16 protein-coding genes are annotated in these 14,324 nt (G+C 62.8%); 10 read left to right on the forward strand and 6 right to left on the reverse strand.

The window, feature by feature from the left end; translation table 11 throughout:
• Nucleotides 1–25 precede the first annotated feature (25 nt).
• Entirely contained in the window at nt 26–1,330 is a 1,305-nt protein-coding gene (locus PP4_RS16885; RefSeq protein WP_016500415.1) for an MFS transporter, read from the reverse strand.
• 291 nt (nt 1,331–1,621) lie between these two features.
• On the opposite strand from PP4_RS16885, the gene PP4_RS16890 reads away from it, so the two are divergent.
• The 3 genes from PP4_RS16890 to PP4_RS16900 all read left to right on the forward strand — a co-directional run bounded on the left by PP4_RS16890 (nt 1,622) and on the right by PP4_RS16900 (nt 3,695).
• Nucleotides 1,622–2,530 (forward strand): LysR family transcriptional regulator, encoded by a 909-nt coding sequence (locus tag PP4_RS16890; RefSeq protein WP_016500416.1) that lies wholly within the window; start codon nt 1,622–1,624, stop codon nt 2,528–2,530.
• Between the two features lie 111 nt (nt 2,531–2,641).
• Nucleotides 2,642–3,046 carry a hypothetical protein gene (locus tag PP4_RS16895; RefSeq protein WP_016500417.1) on the forward strand — a complete coding sequence of 135 codons (405 nt, stop codon included), beginning with the start codon at nt 2,642–2,644 and terminating at the stop codon, nt 3,044–3,046.
• 16 nt (nt 3,047–3,062) lie between these two features.
• Entirely contained in the window at nt 3,063–3,695 is a 633-nt protein-coding gene (locus PP4_RS16900; RefSeq protein WP_016500418.1) for a BRCT domain-containing protein, read from the forward strand.
• Nucleotides 3,696–3,714: 19 nt separating this feature from the next.
• Here PP4_RS16900 and PP4_RS16905 read toward each other — a convergent pair whose 3' ends face one another.
• Both PP4_RS16905 and PP4_RS16910 read right to left on the reverse strand, forming a co-directional pair.
• Nucleotides 3,715–3,996 carry a type II toxin-antitoxin system RelE family toxin gene (locus PP4_RS16905; protein ID WP_016500419.1) on the reverse strand — a complete coding sequence of 94 codons (282 nt, stop codon included), beginning with the start codon at nt 3,994–3,996 and terminating at the stop codon, nt 3,715–3,717.
• On the reverse strand, nt 3,986–4,231 hold the full coding sequence (locus PP4_RS16910; protein ID WP_016500420.1) for a type II toxin-antitoxin system Phd/YefM family antitoxin: 246 nt from the start codon (nt 4,229–4,231) through the stop codon (nt 3,986–3,988). Before PP4_RS16910 ends, PP4_RS16905 begins: the two co-directional genes overlap by 11 nt.
• A gap of 267 nt (nt 4,232–4,498) precedes the next feature.
• Here PP4_RS16910 and PP4_RS16915 point away from each other — a divergent pair, with 267 nt between their 5' ends.
• From PP4_RS16915 to PP4_RS16925, 3 genes are all read left to right on the forward strand, one after another.
• On the forward strand, nt 4,499–5,296 hold the full coding sequence (locus tag PP4_RS16915) for an SDR family NAD(P)-dependent oxidoreductase (protein ID WP_016500421.1): 798 nt from the start codon (nt 4,499–4,501) through the stop codon (nt 5,294–5,296).
• Nucleotides 5,297–5,413: 117 nt separating this feature from the next.
• On the forward strand, nt 5,414–5,956 hold the full coding sequence (locus PP4_RS16920; RefSeq protein ID WP_016500422.1) for a WYL domain-containing protein: 543 nt from the start codon (nt 5,414–5,416) through the stop codon (nt 5,954–5,956).
• Nucleotides 5,957–6,052: 96 nt separating this feature from the next.
• Nucleotides 6,053–6,988, forward strand: a complete 936-nt coding sequence (locus tag PP4_RS16925; RefSeq protein ID WP_016500423.1) for a cyclase family protein — start codon at nt 6,053–6,055, stop codon at nt 6,986–6,988.
• 52 nt (nt 6,989–7,040) lie between these two features.
• On the opposite strand, the gene PP4_RS16930 is transcribed toward PP4_RS16925, so the two are convergent.
• Nucleotides 7,041–7,694 (reverse strand): oxygen-insensitive NAD(P)H-dependent nitroreductase NfsB, encoded by a 654-nt coding sequence (locus PP4_RS16930; protein ID WP_016500424.1) that lies wholly within the window; start codon nt 7,692–7,694, stop codon nt 7,041–7,043.
• Nucleotides 7,695–7,798: 104 nt separating this feature from the next.
• Between PP4_RS16930 and PP4_RS16935 the strand changes: the two genes are divergently transcribed.
• From PP4_RS16935 to PP4_RS16945, 3 genes are read left to right on the forward strand one after another with little or no spacing between them, the layout of a single operon-like run.
• Nucleotides 7,799–8,722, forward strand: a complete 924-nt coding sequence (locus tag PP4_RS16935; protein WP_016486010.1) for a LysR family transcriptional regulator — start codon at nt 7,799–7,801, stop codon at nt 8,720–8,722.
• A 48-nt stretch (nt 8,723–8,770) separates the two neighbouring features.
• Nucleotides 8,771–9,601, forward strand: coding sequence for an AraC family transcriptional regulator (locus PP4_RS16940; RefSeq protein WP_016500425.1), 831 nt, complete (start codon nt 8,771–8,773; stop codon nt 9,599–9,601).
• Between the two features lie 50 nt (nt 9,602–9,651).
• Entirely contained in the window at nt 9,652–10,236 is a 585-nt protein-coding gene (locus PP4_RS16945; RefSeq protein ID WP_016500426.1) for a LysE family translocator, read from the forward strand.
• 47 nt (nt 10,237–10,283) lie between these two features.
• On the opposite strand, the gene PP4_RS16950 is transcribed toward PP4_RS16945, so the two are convergent.
• Nucleotides 10,284–11,483 carry a sugar transporter gene (locus tag PP4_RS16950; protein ID WP_041167785.1) on the reverse strand — a complete coding sequence of 400 codons (1,200 nt, stop codon included), beginning with the start codon at nt 11,481–11,483 and terminating at the stop codon, nt 10,284–10,286.
• 205 nt (nt 11,484–11,688) lie between these two features.
• Between PP4_RS16950 and PP4_RS16955 the strand changes: the two genes are divergently transcribed.
• Nucleotides 11,689–13,005 carry a hypothetical protein gene (locus PP4_RS16955; RefSeq protein WP_016500428.1) on the forward strand — a complete coding sequence of 439 codons (1,317 nt, stop codon included), beginning with the start codon at nt 11,689–11,691 and terminating at the stop codon, nt 13,003–13,005.
• A 137-nt stretch (nt 13,006–13,142) separates the two neighbouring features.
• Here the strand turns inward: PP4_RS16955 and calA are convergent, their stop codons facing one another.
• Nucleotides 13,143–14,198 carry a vanillin reductase gene (gene calA / locus PP4_RS16960; protein WP_016500429.1) on the reverse strand — a complete coding sequence of 352 codons (1,056 nt, stop codon included), beginning with the start codon at nt 14,196–14,198 and terminating at the stop codon, nt 13,143–13,145.
• Between the last annotated feature and the right edge of the window lie 126 nt (nt 14,199–14,324).

Raw genomic sequence — 14,324 nt, forward strand, 5'->3', positions numbered from 1 at the left:
GTACTCCAGAATAGTTGGGGTTCGATCAGGCCAGTTCCAGGCGCTGGCTACGGGCGTACTGGCGCGCCAAGGCGAGCACGCAAACCAGTGAAATGGTGGCGATCAGGGTGTAGAAGGCTGCCATCGGCCACCATTGGCCGCTGAAGGTATGAGCCAGCCAGGTGCCAATCAGCGGGGTCAGGCCGCCAGCGGTCGCGCCGCAGATCTGATAGGCCAGAGAAATGGCGGTGTAGCGCACGCGGGTTGCGAACATGCCGCTGACATAGCCGGCAATGACCGCGTAGAAGGAAGCCATGCAGGCTGCGGCCAGGGCGATGCCAAGCACGATCAACGGGCCCTGGCCCGAGCTGACCAGCACGAACATCGGGTAGGGCGAGGCCATCGCCAGCAGCGCAACCAGCGCCAGGAAGCGCGTCGCGCCGACCTTTTCCGACAGCCACGCCGCCAGCGGCTGCACACAGAGCTGGATGATCGCCACAAAGAACAGGCATTCAAGGATCAACGAGCGCTCCAGGTGCAACTGCTGGGTGGTGTAGCTGATCATGAAGGTATTGGTGAAATAGACCCCGGCAATGCCCAGGGTGTTGGCGCCGATGCACAGCAACAGCGGGCGCCAGGCGGTGCGCAGCACTTCAAACACTGGCGCCTGCTCCTTGCGCCGGGCCTTTTGCGCCTGCTCGCGGCTGGCGATGAACTCGGGTGACTCATTCACCCCCAGGCGAATCGCCAGGCCCACCAGCAGCAGCAACGCGCTGGCCAGGAACGGCACGCGCCAGCCCCAGCTCATCAGCTCGTCTTCAGGCAGGCGGGTAACCGCGCCAAAGGCCAACAGCGACAGAATCAGGCCAGCCGGGCTGCCCAGCTGGGCGAACGAGGCGAAGAAGTTACGCCGGCCCTTGGGCGCATGCTCACCCGCCATCAATACCGCCCCGCCCCACTCGCCGCCCACGGCAATGCCCTGAACGATGCGCAGCAGGATCAACAGCACCGGCGCGGTGGCGCCGATCTGCGCGTAAGTCGGTAGCAGGCCGATGCACACGGTAACGATGCCCATCATCAGCAGGGTGATGACCAGCGACTTCTTGCGGCCGATTCGGTCGCCCACGTGACCGAAGACGATGCCGCCCAGCGGCCGGGCGAAGAAGCCCACGGCGAAGGTGCCGAACGCGGCCATGGTGCTGAACAGGCTGTCGTCAGAGGGGAAGAACAAGGCACCGAACACCAGGGCGGCGGCGGTGGCGTAAATGTAGAAGTCGTACCACTCGATCATGGTACCGATGAACGCGGCGGCGGCGGCACGACGCGGCTGGGCGGAAGCGGTGGGGTTCATGGGGGCTCCTTTGCTTGTTGTTCTGGCAGGAGTTGCTGGGACACGGTGGCGCTCTAGTGGCGCTTGGCCTGCTGGTTCGGTGCTGGTTTCTTCGCGGGCTCGCCCGCTCCCACAGGGATCGCACGATGTCTGCTGACAGTGCAGAACCTGTGGCAGCGGGCACGCCCGCGAAGAAGCCGACGCCGACGCACCAGGCTTCAATGCATGCGATTTATCGGCCCGGGGCTATGATTAGTCAATTTTCTATTTATTATTCGAACTATTAACCACGCTTATCATCGAGCCCCCGCCATGTCTGACCGCCTGCTCAACGACCGCCTCGACTGGAACCTGCTGCGCACCTTCCGGGTCATCGGCCAGGAGCTGTCCATCAGCCGCGCCGCCGCCCGCCTGCACCTCACCCAACCGGCGGTAAGCCAGGCGCTCAAGCGCCTTGAAGAGCAGCTCGGCCGCCAGCTCATTGCCCGCCGCGGGCCGCGCTTCGTGCTGACAGAAATGGGCGAGCAGCTGTTCCAGCTCGCCGGCGAGGTGTATGGGCAAATGTCGCAGATCGGCGGCTTGCTGGAGCAACCGGCAGACGAAGTGGTGGGCAAAGTGCGCCTGCTGATGATCAGCCGCATCGTCAGCGAACGCTTCGACAACTTCCTCGCCGACTTCCACCGCCAGCGCCCGCGAGTGGAACTGGAAATCGACGTGATGCGCAGCTCCGACATCGTCGCCGCCCTGCAGGAAAAAACCGCCACTGCGGGCCTTAGCCTCACCCGGCGTGCACAGCCACGGCTGGAACAGCAGCTGTTCCTGCGCCAGCGCTATGCGTTTTTCTGTGGCAAGCACCATGCCTTGTTCGGCCAGGCCGAAGGCGACCTGCAACGGGAGAACTTCGTCAGTTTCACCAGCGACCAGATTGGCGGCATGTTGTCGCCGCTGACCATTTTCCGTGATCTGCAAGGGTTTGCGGGGCGGATCGTGGCCTCATCGCCAAGCCTTGAGGAAGTACGCCGGCTGGTGATCGCCGGATTCGGCATCGGCTGCCTGCCCGAGCATGTGGTGGCACCGGATGTCGAAGCGGGGTTGCTGTGGAAGCTGCCGCCGCAGGAAGGGATTGCCGATGTGGATATTCACCTGTTGTGGAACAAGGAACAGCGGTTCAGCCGGGCGGAAGAGGTGTTTATCGAGGCGTTGCAACAAAGCCTAGGCTAACAAAAAACCATCCCGGCTTACCCCACAAATAGGTACCTGGCAGAACATCGGCAAGCACTAGACACAATAATGGCCAATTAGTAGCATCGATCCAACTGGACACTACGGACAATGTCAGACATGGATAGCACTGCAGGAGTCATTCAACGCCCACACCATCAACCTATCCGCCAATCACTCACTTGGGAAGAGGCATGGAAAGGTCCCGATGAGGGCTTGATTCGGTGCTGGGAGATTGGTCGTGAACGGGCCCTGGCTCAACCTGACCTTGCCCAACACTGTGCCAATGGCGCACTCCCTGTTCTTGGTTGGAAAGGCGGACATGATCGCGCATTGAAAAAAGCCATGAAGTTCGGGTCTTTCAAATACCTGGCCCAATGGCAGGGCCTTCGTGGCGAAGATCTGCTCATCGACGTACGATCAGAAATCACCTTGAGCTGTAATCACACGGGCATGATCACCACATTTACACCGGACCAGGCAAAATATGCCGACGCTGTGATTCTAACGGAATAGAAACGAGGAGCAGGGAATGGTCGATCTTTACCAGGAGTTTCAGAACAGCCGCTTTTTCCACGAAGCGCGAATCGCACAGCGATCAGTTGATGCACTGATTGGCATCGCTGCCGGCCTGACGGCTGACAATCAAGTCAATCAACAAGAGGCTGAGTTTCTCAGGGGATGGATGGAGCAGCAGCTCATTCATCTCGAAGATCCGGTTATCAATTTATTGTACCGTCGCCTGAGTGACATGCTTCAGGACAATGTGCTGGATGCCACCGAGTCAGCTGAACTGCTGGAGCTTTTGCAACAGTTCACCGGCGAGCCACGTTGCAGCGACAACCCCTTCTCTTCGCCCTCCACATTGCCACTTGATTGTCCCGAACCGACACTGGAATGGAGAGACCGCACTTTCCTGTTTACCGGGACAATGGCTTACGGGCCTCGCAAAGATTGCGAAGCACTGGTGATAGAGCGTGGGGGGGCAGTCGCCGCCGGGGTCAGCAAGAAGATCCACTACTTGGTCATTGGCAGTATTGGCAATGACCAATGGCTGCATAGCAGTTATGGCACGAAGATCAAGAAAGCAGTGGAAATCAGGGAAGCCGGCGCGAACATCGCGATCGTGAGCGAAGCGCATTGGCAGCGCGCAGCTTTTGGCTGACGCGAACACGTGATGGGGCTCAGCGCTTCTGAGCGGCGCGATAGACCTCGCTGCGCTCGCGCTTGCCAACCGATACCACCACCACAACGATACGCTCATCCTCGACCCGATAGACGAGGCGATACCCGCAGGCCTTGAGCTTGATTTTGTAGTGGTTCGGCAGGTCGCGCAGCGCGTCGGCCTGCACCTTGGGGGATTGCAAACGCTCGCCGAGTTTTTTCTTGATCTGTTCGCGAACGGTGTGGCCCAGCTTGCCCCACTCCTTTAGCGCTGAAGGCAGGAATTCGAGCTTATAGGTCATCCAGAGACACCGGTACGCCTTTTTCCCCCAGCCTGGACTTGGCCAATTCACTCAATTCGAGATCTTCCAGGCGCTCCATCATGGCCTCATACAGCTCGGCCGGTACCATGTATCCCATCACGCGATTATGGTTAAGCACTGCGACGGGCATGCCCGCAGCTCCGGTCATTACAGCAGATGGGTTCTTTTTCAGTTCCGACACGCTTACGGTCACGTCAGCAAAGATGTTCTGCATTTTTTCGCCCTCGAATCAGGACCATATTTTGGTCCATATATAGGACACAAACAACCCTGTATTGTTCAGAGACGGCAGTGCTCGATCAGCTCGTCACGGCTGCCGCCAACGCCCCAGGGCTTGATCACGCCAACTTCACGCAGGCGGGTCAGCGGGCAAAAGGCCCCCGGACCAGGTCTCGACCCAGTGGAAGTCCGTCTTTTACTGACTGAACGTGCTTCACTTGGATGGCTTGCATCACTGCAACTCACTTACAGGAGCCATCCCATGAACATCGACCTCGGCGGACGCACCGCCATCATCAGCGGCTCGACCGGCGGTATTGGTCTGGCCATCGCCCGCGGCCTGGCCCGCGCCAATGCCGACGTGGTCATTGCCGGCCGCAGCCAGAAGTCGCTGGACGCCGCCCTCGCCGAAGTGCGCAAGCAAGGTGGCCGTGGCCAGGTGCACGGCGTGGTCGCCGACCTGGGTACCGCCGCCGGTGCCGAAACCCTGTTCACAGCCCACCCACGGGCCGACATCCTGGTCAACAACCTGGGCATCTACGACGACGTCGACTTCTTCGAGGTGGACGACAGCGAATGGGCGCGCTTCTACGACACCAATGTGCTCAGCGGTGTGCGCCTGGCACGCCACTATGCCCCGGGCATGGTCGAGAACGGCTGGGGGCGGATCCTGTTCATTTCCTCGGAATCGGGTGTCGCCATCCCTGCCGACATGAACAACTACGGCGTGACCAAGGCCGCCAACCTGGCCGTCTCCCATGGCCTGGCCAAGCGTCTGGCCGGCACCGGGGTTACCGTGAACGCAGTGCTGCCGGGCCCGACCCTGACCGATGGCGTGACCGCGATGGTGGCCGATGCAGCCAAGGCTTCCGGGCGCAGCATTCGTGAAGAGGCGGACAACTTCGTACGCACCGCGCGGCCAAGCTCGATCATCCAGCGCGTCGCCGATGTCGATGAGGTTGCCCACCTGGTGGTATACCTCGCCTCCCCTTATTCCTCCGCCACCACCGGCGCGGCCCTGCGGGTCGACGGCGGCGTGGTCGACAGCCTCGCTATCTGAATTCAACTGGAGGCATTCGGGGAGAACTTGGATCCCATTCTATGAGAGGGTATGCTGAGCAATAGCTATACGCCACTATCCAGGCAGGTTTGACGCCTGCCTTCAAGGACGAAGCCTTTGCCCAGCCACCCTACCCGCCACACCATTGCCCGCCAGTGGCAGCTGCTCAAGTTGCTGCCCGGCCGCCACCCCGGGATGAGCTCTACCCAGTTGCAGGCCGCCCTGACAACCGTGGGCCATACCACCAGCAAACGCACCGTCGAACGCGACCTGGTCGAGCTCGCCGCGTTGTTCCCGTTGCAGTGCAACAGTAAAGGCATGCCGTATGGTTGGTACTGGCAACCCGGCCTGAGCCTGAGCGAAGCGCAGCAGCTGCAACCCGACGTGCTTACGCCCCCGGCCCAGGTTGAACTGCATGCCTGGGTCGATGACGCGCTGGCCTTGCGCCTGGAGCAATCACCCCTGTCAGCAGACATGCAACTGACGCCGCAAGCGAGCGGCGGCGCCACGCTGGTGGCCACTGTTGACGACAACCGGGCGCTGATGGGCTGGCTGCTGTCCCAAGCAGGTTCTATCCGCATCCAGGCCCCGCAGGCACTGCGCGTGGCCATGCTCGAACAGTTGCGCCAGAGCCTGGCGCTGCACGAGGGTAGTTATTGACCGGCAGGCAAAAGTCATTGTCCCACGGGCCGCTTTTTCCCCAAGCCTGCCCTGCGCAGAATTCGCTCCTGACAACGCATTTTTCAGGAGTACTCGATGACATGCTTCAAGCCCTTGCTACTGGCCGTCGCCCTGGCGACCACTGCCCAGGCCACTTTGGCAGCCGACTGGCAGACCTCGCCCTACGGCAAACAGGATGAAATCGGCGCCGCCAACCTGCTCACCCCGGAGGTGGTCAAGCAGGCTGTCGGCCTGGTCAAGACCGGCAAGACCTACCCCCTGGCCGTGCCCGTGAGCAAGGACTTGCCGGCATTCCGCCACCGCAGCTTCCACCTTTACAACATCCAGCCCGGCGAACAGGCGGGCCAGACCCTGGGCCGCAACAAGTTCAGCTTCAACGATGAACTGGTCAACGGCTGGACCGGCGTCGGCACCCAGCTCAACGGCATCGGCCATATCGGCATCGACAACGTCTACTACAACGGCAAAAAGGCAGCCGACTTCGTCACCGTCGAAGGCGTGACAAGGCTGGGCGTGGAGAAAGTACCGCCAATGGTCACCCGTGGTGTGGTGCTGGACATGACGGCCTACTATGGCAAGGCCATCGTCCCGGGCGGCACTGCGTTTACCGTCGCTGACATCAAGGCCGTGCTGAAGAAACAAGGCATTACCCTGCGCAAGGGTGATGTGGTGCTGTTCAATACCGGTTGGCTGGAGCTGATCGGCAAGGACAACCAGCAATTCCTTGCCACCGAGCCAGGGATCGACCTGCCGGCGGCCGAATGGCTGGCGGACCAGGGCATCGTGGCCTTTGGTGGCGATACCTGGGCCTCCGAGGTGTACCCGAACCCGAGCGGCGAAGAGTTCCCGGTCAACCAGTTCATGCTGGCCAAACGGGGTATCTACAACCTGGAACTGATCGACACGCGTGCGCTGGTGCAAGACAAGGCGTTCGAGTTCCTGTTCGTGCTGGGGCAGCCGCTGTACAAGGGCTCGACCCAGGTGAACATCAACCCGGTGGCCATTCACTGATCGCCGGACTGGCTGGCTTTCGAAATGGGGGCCGCTTGCGGCCCTGGCAATCTCAGAGGAAGGTGAACACTTGCGAAGCCGGCAACCGTGACTTGTTCAACCCGGCGTTGAAGTCCGATTCACTGCGATAACCCAGGCTGAGGATCACCACGCTGGTAAAACCACGCTCACGCAAGCCCAGCTCGGCATCGAGGATCTTGCTGTCAAAGCCCTCGATGGGTGTTGCATCCAGGCCATGTGCGGCAGCACCCAGCAATGCCGTGCCCAAGGCCAGGTAGGTCTGCTTTTCCATCCAGTGCTGCACATCCTTATGGTCGTAGCGATGCAGGTTCACGTAGTGACGGCGGCTCTGGTTCTGCCCGGCACGCGCCTGTTCGTCACGGAAACGGCCATCGGCGGCCTCTTGATCGAGCACCGCATTCAGGTGCGCTTCGGTCATTTCGGTGCGGGTGCAGAACACGATCACGTGCGAGGCATCGAGCAGCTTCGGCGTGTTGTAGGCGTAACCCTCAGTCGTGCTTTTTGCCAGGCGGGCCTTGCCTTCGGCAGTATCGGCGACAATGAAGTGCCACGGCTGGGAGTTGACCGAGGACGGGCTGTGGCGCAGTTGTTCGAGCAGGGCATCGACAGTGGCCTGGGGAATGCGGCGCGAGGCATCGTAGGCTTTGGTGGTGTAGCGGCGCTTGGCCAGCGAGACGGTATCCATGCAACAACTCCGTGAATGAACAGTGGATTTGTCGCGTATCTTATCTTTCCCGCAGAAAAGAAAAACCGGCACAATGCAGCAACACTTTCATCATCGGAGTGAAAATGCTGCGCATCGCCGACCTCGAACTGTTTGCCCGCAGCAGCGTACTGGGCAGCTTCACTGCCGCCGCCCATGAAGCCGGCTTGCTGCCGGGCCAGGTGGCCGCAGCAATCAAACGCCTGGAGCGCGACCTGGATGTGCGCCTGTTCGCCCGCACCACTCGCAGCCTGCGCCTGACCGCCGAGGGCGAGCGCTACCTGCCCACCGCGCTTAATGTGCTGGAAAGCCTGCGCCAGGGCCATGAAGACCTGCATGGCAACCCTAATACCCTGCGCGGCACCCTGCAGGTGTCGGCACCTTCCGACATGGGCCGCAACATGCTGCTGCCCTGGCTCAGCGCCTTCCGCCGCGAGCACCCGGCATTGCAACTGCGCTTCTTCCTGTCCGACCAGATTGCCGACCTCAACCGCGACCCGGTGGATGTGGCCATCCGCTATGGCCTGAACCAGGATGCCAACTACATCGCTCTGCCATTGGCCGACTGGAACCGCAGAGTGCTGGTCGCATCGCCCGACTACCTGGCCCGCCACGGCCGCCCGCTCAGCCCCGACGCCCTGCAGCAACACGCCTGCCTGCTGTACATGCAGCACAACCGGGTATACGACAAGTGGCAGCTGGGCAACCGTACCGTGCAGGTACGCGGGCCGCTGGTCAGTGACGATGCCGACGTCATCCGTCGCCTGGCCATTCAAGGCGAAGGCATCGTCTACAAGTCGTGGCTGGACGTCAGCGCCAACATTGCGGCCGGTGAACTGGAAATCGTCCTGCCCGAACTGCTCGGCGAACCTACCCCGGTCACCTTGGTATGCCCGCATCGCAAGCAGCTCACACCGGCGGTTTCGCAATTGCACCTGTGGCTGCGGGAGCGCTTCGAGGCCCTGCGTGATCGGGCACTGACCAACGGCTGCACAATCGTTCCAGACTGAGCCGAAGGGTTGCGCTAAGGTAGCCATTTAAGCCAACGGCACACGTTCATGAGCAACTGGATCGACCTCAAGCAAGACGCCGATAGCGGCATCGAGTCGGTCCGTGCACATTTTGTCGGGCATGCCTACGACCCGCACTGGCACGACAGCTTCCTGGTCGGCGTGACCGAACAGGGCGTGCAGCAGTTCAATTGCCGCCGGGTGCGCCACCGCAGCACGCCGGGGCAGGTTTTCTTGCTCGAACCTGGCGACATCCACGATGGCCTGGCGCCCACCGAAGAAGGCTTTACCTATTCCACGCTGTACCTGGAGCCCGCGTGGCTCGACCAACAGTTGCGGGCGCTGTTCGAGCACGCCCCGGGCGACAGCCTGCCCAGCTTCGCCGACACCCTGTGCCACGACGAACACCTTGCCCGGGCCACCGCCCTCGCCTTCCAGTCCGTGCACGACCAGGACTTGCGCATCGTCCGGCAAACGGCCATGGACGACCTGCTTGCCTGCCTGACCCGCCACATGCACTGGCGCCGACGCATCAACCCCGACCCACGCCTGCCGCTGACCGCCCAGCGCGCACGGGATTTCCTGCACGCCAACCTGGAGCACGACATCGGCCTGGAAGACCTTGCCCAGGCCTGCGGCATCGACCGCTTTCGCCTTACACGTGCATTCAAGGCCGCATTCGGCATTGCACCGCATGCCTACCTGATCCAGCTGCGCCTGGCCCGGGCGCGGCGCCTGCTCGCCCTGGGCCAGACGCCTGCCGAAGTGGCCGTGGCCTTGGGCTTCGCCGACCAGAGCCACCTGGGGCGATGGTTCCGTCGGGCCTACCGGCTAACCCCTGCCGACTACCGCAGGCGCTGCTCAAACCTTCCAGACTGATCGCCTGCGGGCGGCGAGCATGGTGCTTCGAATTTCCGGAGCCATGAACCATGTCGCAGTCGTTGTTGCCCTTCATTCTGTTCGCCCTGGTGTCCAGCATCAGCCCGGGGCCGACTAACCTGTTGATCCTGGCCCATGGCGCGCGCGCGGGTTTGCGCGCGAGCCTGGCGCCAATCGTTGCGGCCTGTGGCGCAGCGGCGGCGATCGTGTTGATGGTGGGTCTGGGGCTGGGTGAACTGCTGCTGCGTCACCCCTTGGCCCAACAGGTGATGAGTTGGGCGGGAGTGTTGTGGCTAAGCTGGCTGGCGTGGAAGATGCTGCGCAGTGCCGCCGCACCGCTGCAAGCGGCCACGGCGCAAGGGTTCAGTGCTTTGAGCGCCGCAGCGTTGCAGGTGGTGAACCCCAAGGTGTGGTTGATGGCCGTGGCGGTGGTCGGGGTGTTTGCCGCGCCTTCGTTGCCGGTGTGGCAGTTGGCACTGGTGTTTTTGCTCATAGCCCTGCCGTGCATGGCAGCGTGGGCAGTGCTGGGGGTGGGCAGCGCCCACTGGTTGCAGGCACCGCGCCGGTTGCAGCTGTTCAACCAGGTGTTGGCGGCGGTGCTGTTGATTTCTGCCTGGGCTGCCGTACTGGCTTGAACGCCAAGCAGGTGCCCCACAGGTCTACAGGGGGGAGCGGCCTTGGGTCAGTGTGTCAGCGCCTCCCGGAAGCGCCGCGTGCTGGCAACAGCCAGTACCAGCCCGACCACCGCAACGCTACCGCCCACCAGGCCGATATCGGCCACGTCCATCTGGCTGCTGACGATACTGCCCAGCAGCGCACCGCCACCAATCCCGATGTTGTAGATACCCGAGAACAGCGCCATGGCCACATCGGTGGCATCGGATGCCAGCTTCAACGTCTTGGACTGCAGCGACAGGCTGAAGCTGAGGATCGCCACACCCCAGAACATGCTCAGCACCGCAAACGCATAGAAGTTGCCCGACAGCGGCAACATCAGCAACAGGCACGCGGCGAGCAAGCCAATCGAGCCCACCAGAAAGCCATGGGGGAAACGGTCGCTGTAGCGGCTGAACAGCAACGAACCGAATACCCCGGCACCGCCGAACAGCAGCAACAAGAGCGTGGTGCGCTCACCGCCAATCTGCGCCACGTGCAGGGCAAACGGTTCGATGTAGCTGTAGGCGGTGAACTGAGCGGTGATCACCAGCGTCACCAGCAGGTAGGTAATCACCAGCGCCGGGCGCTTGAACAGGATTGGCAGGCTGCGCAACGAGCCCGAGTTCTGGCTGGGCAGCAGCGGCAGCGACTTCATCAGGCACAGCATGGTGGCCAGCGCGACCCCGGCAATGCTGAGGAAGGTCACGCGCCAGCCCAGCGCCTCACCCACCACGCGCCCCAGCGGAATGCCCAGAACCATGGCCAGGGTGGTGCCGGTAGCCAGCAGGCCCAGCGCCTTGGCCTGCTGGCCAGGTGGCGCCACGCGCACTGCCAGCGAGGCGGTGATGGCCCAGAACACCGCATGCGACAGGGCAATGCCGATACGGCTGACCAGCAACATGGCAAAGCTCTGCGACAGCCACGACAGCAAGTGACTGACGATGAACACCAGGAACACGAACAACAGCAGGCGCCGCCGTTCGATGTTGCGGGTCAGCAGCATCATCGGCAGCGAGGCCAGCGCCACCACCCAGGCATAGATGGTCAACATCAGCCCCACTTGGGCGGTGCTCATGTCGAAGCTGCGGCCAATGTCGCTGAGCAGCGCCACCGGGACGAATTCGGTGGTGTTGAAGATGAAGGCCGCCAGGGCCAGGGCGATGACGCTCAGCCAACTGCCGCTGCCCGCCGTGGGCGGCATGTGGGTGGGTATGGGTCCGTTCATGGGTGGAAAACGCTTCTCCGCAGACAAGGCAACAGTTCGCACGCCAGCCACCCGCTTGCAGGGGTGCCGACGTACGCGCTGTTATTGATAGGAATGCACGGCATGGTACGCGTCAACCCGGGGCCTCACAACCGCGAGGCAGGCAGAAGGAGTACCATGCGCGCTTTGTGTGAAACGCGCGTGCAACAAGGAGCCCGATCCGCTCATGGACAAGCAGCACCCCCAGCAGCAGTGGCAGCAGGCAGTCACTGCCTATGCCCAGGCCGTCAACGACTACGTCGCGCAGGGCCGTGCGCAAGGCTGGGACAATCTTGAAGAGCCTCAGGCACCAGCCACCGGGCACCTGCTGGACGCCTGGCTGGCAGCCCTGCAGGCAGCCAATCACCCTGGCGCCGACGAACAACAGCGTCGAGCCTTCCGCGAGGCCTGGCCACCTGCGCACCACCCCCTGGTACCGTTGCTCGAAGACCACGGCCAAGGCATCAGCAATGTCCTGCTGCTGGAGGATGGCAGCCTGCTGGCACGCATCGGCATGCCTTACGACAAGGGCCAGGTGGTGCGTATCGGCCACCAAGGGGTAACCCCGGTCATCGGTATCGAACACTTTGGCCGCTGCCCGGCCCGTCGCTATTTCGCCCTGGCCAACGCCGAAGGCGTGCGTGTGACCGATGGCTGGGGCGGCCCACACGTGCAGCGCCTGGCCTGGCCCACGGGGCTGGAGGGGTTGCCGCCAGGTTACCCGTTCGAGCCGTTCGACCTGCCGCCCACCCCGACCGCGCTGATCCCCTTCCCGGATGGCCAGCGTGTGCTGCTGGTGAGTGCCGAAGGTATCTTCGTGCTGTCCACCCAGGGTGCGACTCGCCTGCTGCCGCAGCAGACACGCGTGCTCGATGAGCTGGCCGAAGGCACCGACCCGGACGACATCAGCCTGGGGCTGAGCATGGAGCATGGCGCGGTGTCGGCGGATGGCCGGCTGATCGTGGTGGGTGAGCAAGGCAGCCGCCACCTGGTGCTGGACGCGCAACTCAGGCCGCTGGCGGACATCGGCCCTGGCAGCGAGTACCCGCACTTTGCGTTGTTCAACCGCACCGGTAACCATCTGGCCCTCAATGCCTGTCATTTCTACAGCGGCGCCACGCTGGGAGTAAACGTCGCCGATTTGCCGGGGCTGGAGACCGACTACTACAGCCAGGACCCACGTACCCCACTGCTACAGGATGGCGCGCGGGTATACGCCGGGGTGGCGCGCGAGGGCGAGTACATTGTGGGTGATGCCTATGGCTACCTGCGGGCGTTTGGCGAGGACGGTACGGAGCACTGGCAGCATTACCTGGGCTCGACCATCAGTGCGATGGATATCAGCGCCGACGGGCAAACGCTGGTGGCGGCTAGCCACGCGGGGGTGGTGTCGGTGATTGCGCTGGATAGCGGGCGGCCTGAATGGCAGATCGGCACCGGGGCACATGGCGAGGTGCGGCGGTGGTTGTTCTGGCGGGGGTGGGACAAGGCGATGGTCTGGTAACAGAACCAGGATTTTTTGCAGCCTGTACCGGCCCCTTCGCGGGTGAACCCGCTCCCACGGGACCGCACATAGCCTGAATGCCGTGGTGCAACTGTGGGAGCGGGTTTACCCGCGAAGAGGCCAGTACAGGCAGCCGATCAATCAGCCTGCAAGGTGGCCATGTCGATCACGAACCGGTACTTGACATCACCGGCGATCATCCGCTCATACGCCTGGTTGATATTGCGGATATCCAGCATCTCGATATCGCAACGGATGCCGTGCTCGGCGCAGAAGTCCAGCACTTCCTGGGTCTCGGCGATGCCACCGATCAACGACCCCGCCACCACCCGGCGCTTCAGCACCAGGTTGGCCGCATGCACTGGCGGGTCGATCGGTTCGATCAGGCCGACCAGGATGTGCACACCATCGAACTTCAGTGTTTCCAGGTACGGGTTGAGGTCGTGCTGCACCGGAATGGTGTCGAGCAGGAAATCGAAACGGCCAGCAGCGGCGCGCATCTGCTCGGCATCGGTGGACACGATCACATGGTCGGCGCCCTGGCGGCGGGCTTCCTCGGCCTTGGCCTGGGAACGGGTGAACAGGGTCACTTCCGCGCCCAGGGCCTTGGCCAGCTTGATGCCCATGTGGCCGAGGCCGCCCATGCCGAGGATGCCGACCTTGTGGCCCGGGCCCACGCCGTGGTGCTTGAGCGGCGAATAGGTGGTGATGCCGGCGCACAGGATAGGGGCAGCGCTGGGCAGGTCCATACCGGCCGGGATGCGCAGCACGAAGTGCTCGCTGACCACGATGCTGCTGGAATAACCGCCCATGGTGTTGCTGCCATCGACCCGGTCCGGGGTGGCGTAGGTCATGGTGGGGCCTTCCAGGCAATATTGCTCCAGGTCCTTGGCGCAGGCTTCACAATGGCGGCACGCGTCGACCATGCAGCCGACGCCAACCAGGTCACCGACCTTGTGCCCGGTGACCTTGGCGCCCATTGCGGTGACACGGCCGATGATCTCGTGGCCAGGCATCAGAGGGTACACGGCAATGCCCCATTCGTTGCGTGCCTGGTGGATGTCGGAGTGGCACACGCCGCAGTACAGGATCTCGATGGCGACGTCATCCGGGCGCGGGCTGCGGCGCTCGAAGGTCATGGGGGCCAGCGGGCTGGTCGGGGTTTGGGCGGCGTAACCGATGGCGGTATACATACAGGGCCTCGCAGTGAAGTGAAACGATTCAGTCGGCACATTCTGCGCGCCCAACTTCGCCGCGCCCACGGCTGATTCTCCGGCATGCATGCCTGATTCTCCGAAGGTTTCATCCAACATCTGGCG

Source organism: Pseudomonas putida NBRC 14164 (assembly GCF_000412675.1).
Classification (GTDB): domain Bacteria; phylum Pseudomonadota; class Gammaproteobacteria; order Pseudomonadales; family Pseudomonadaceae; genus Aquipseudomonas; species Aquipseudomonas putida.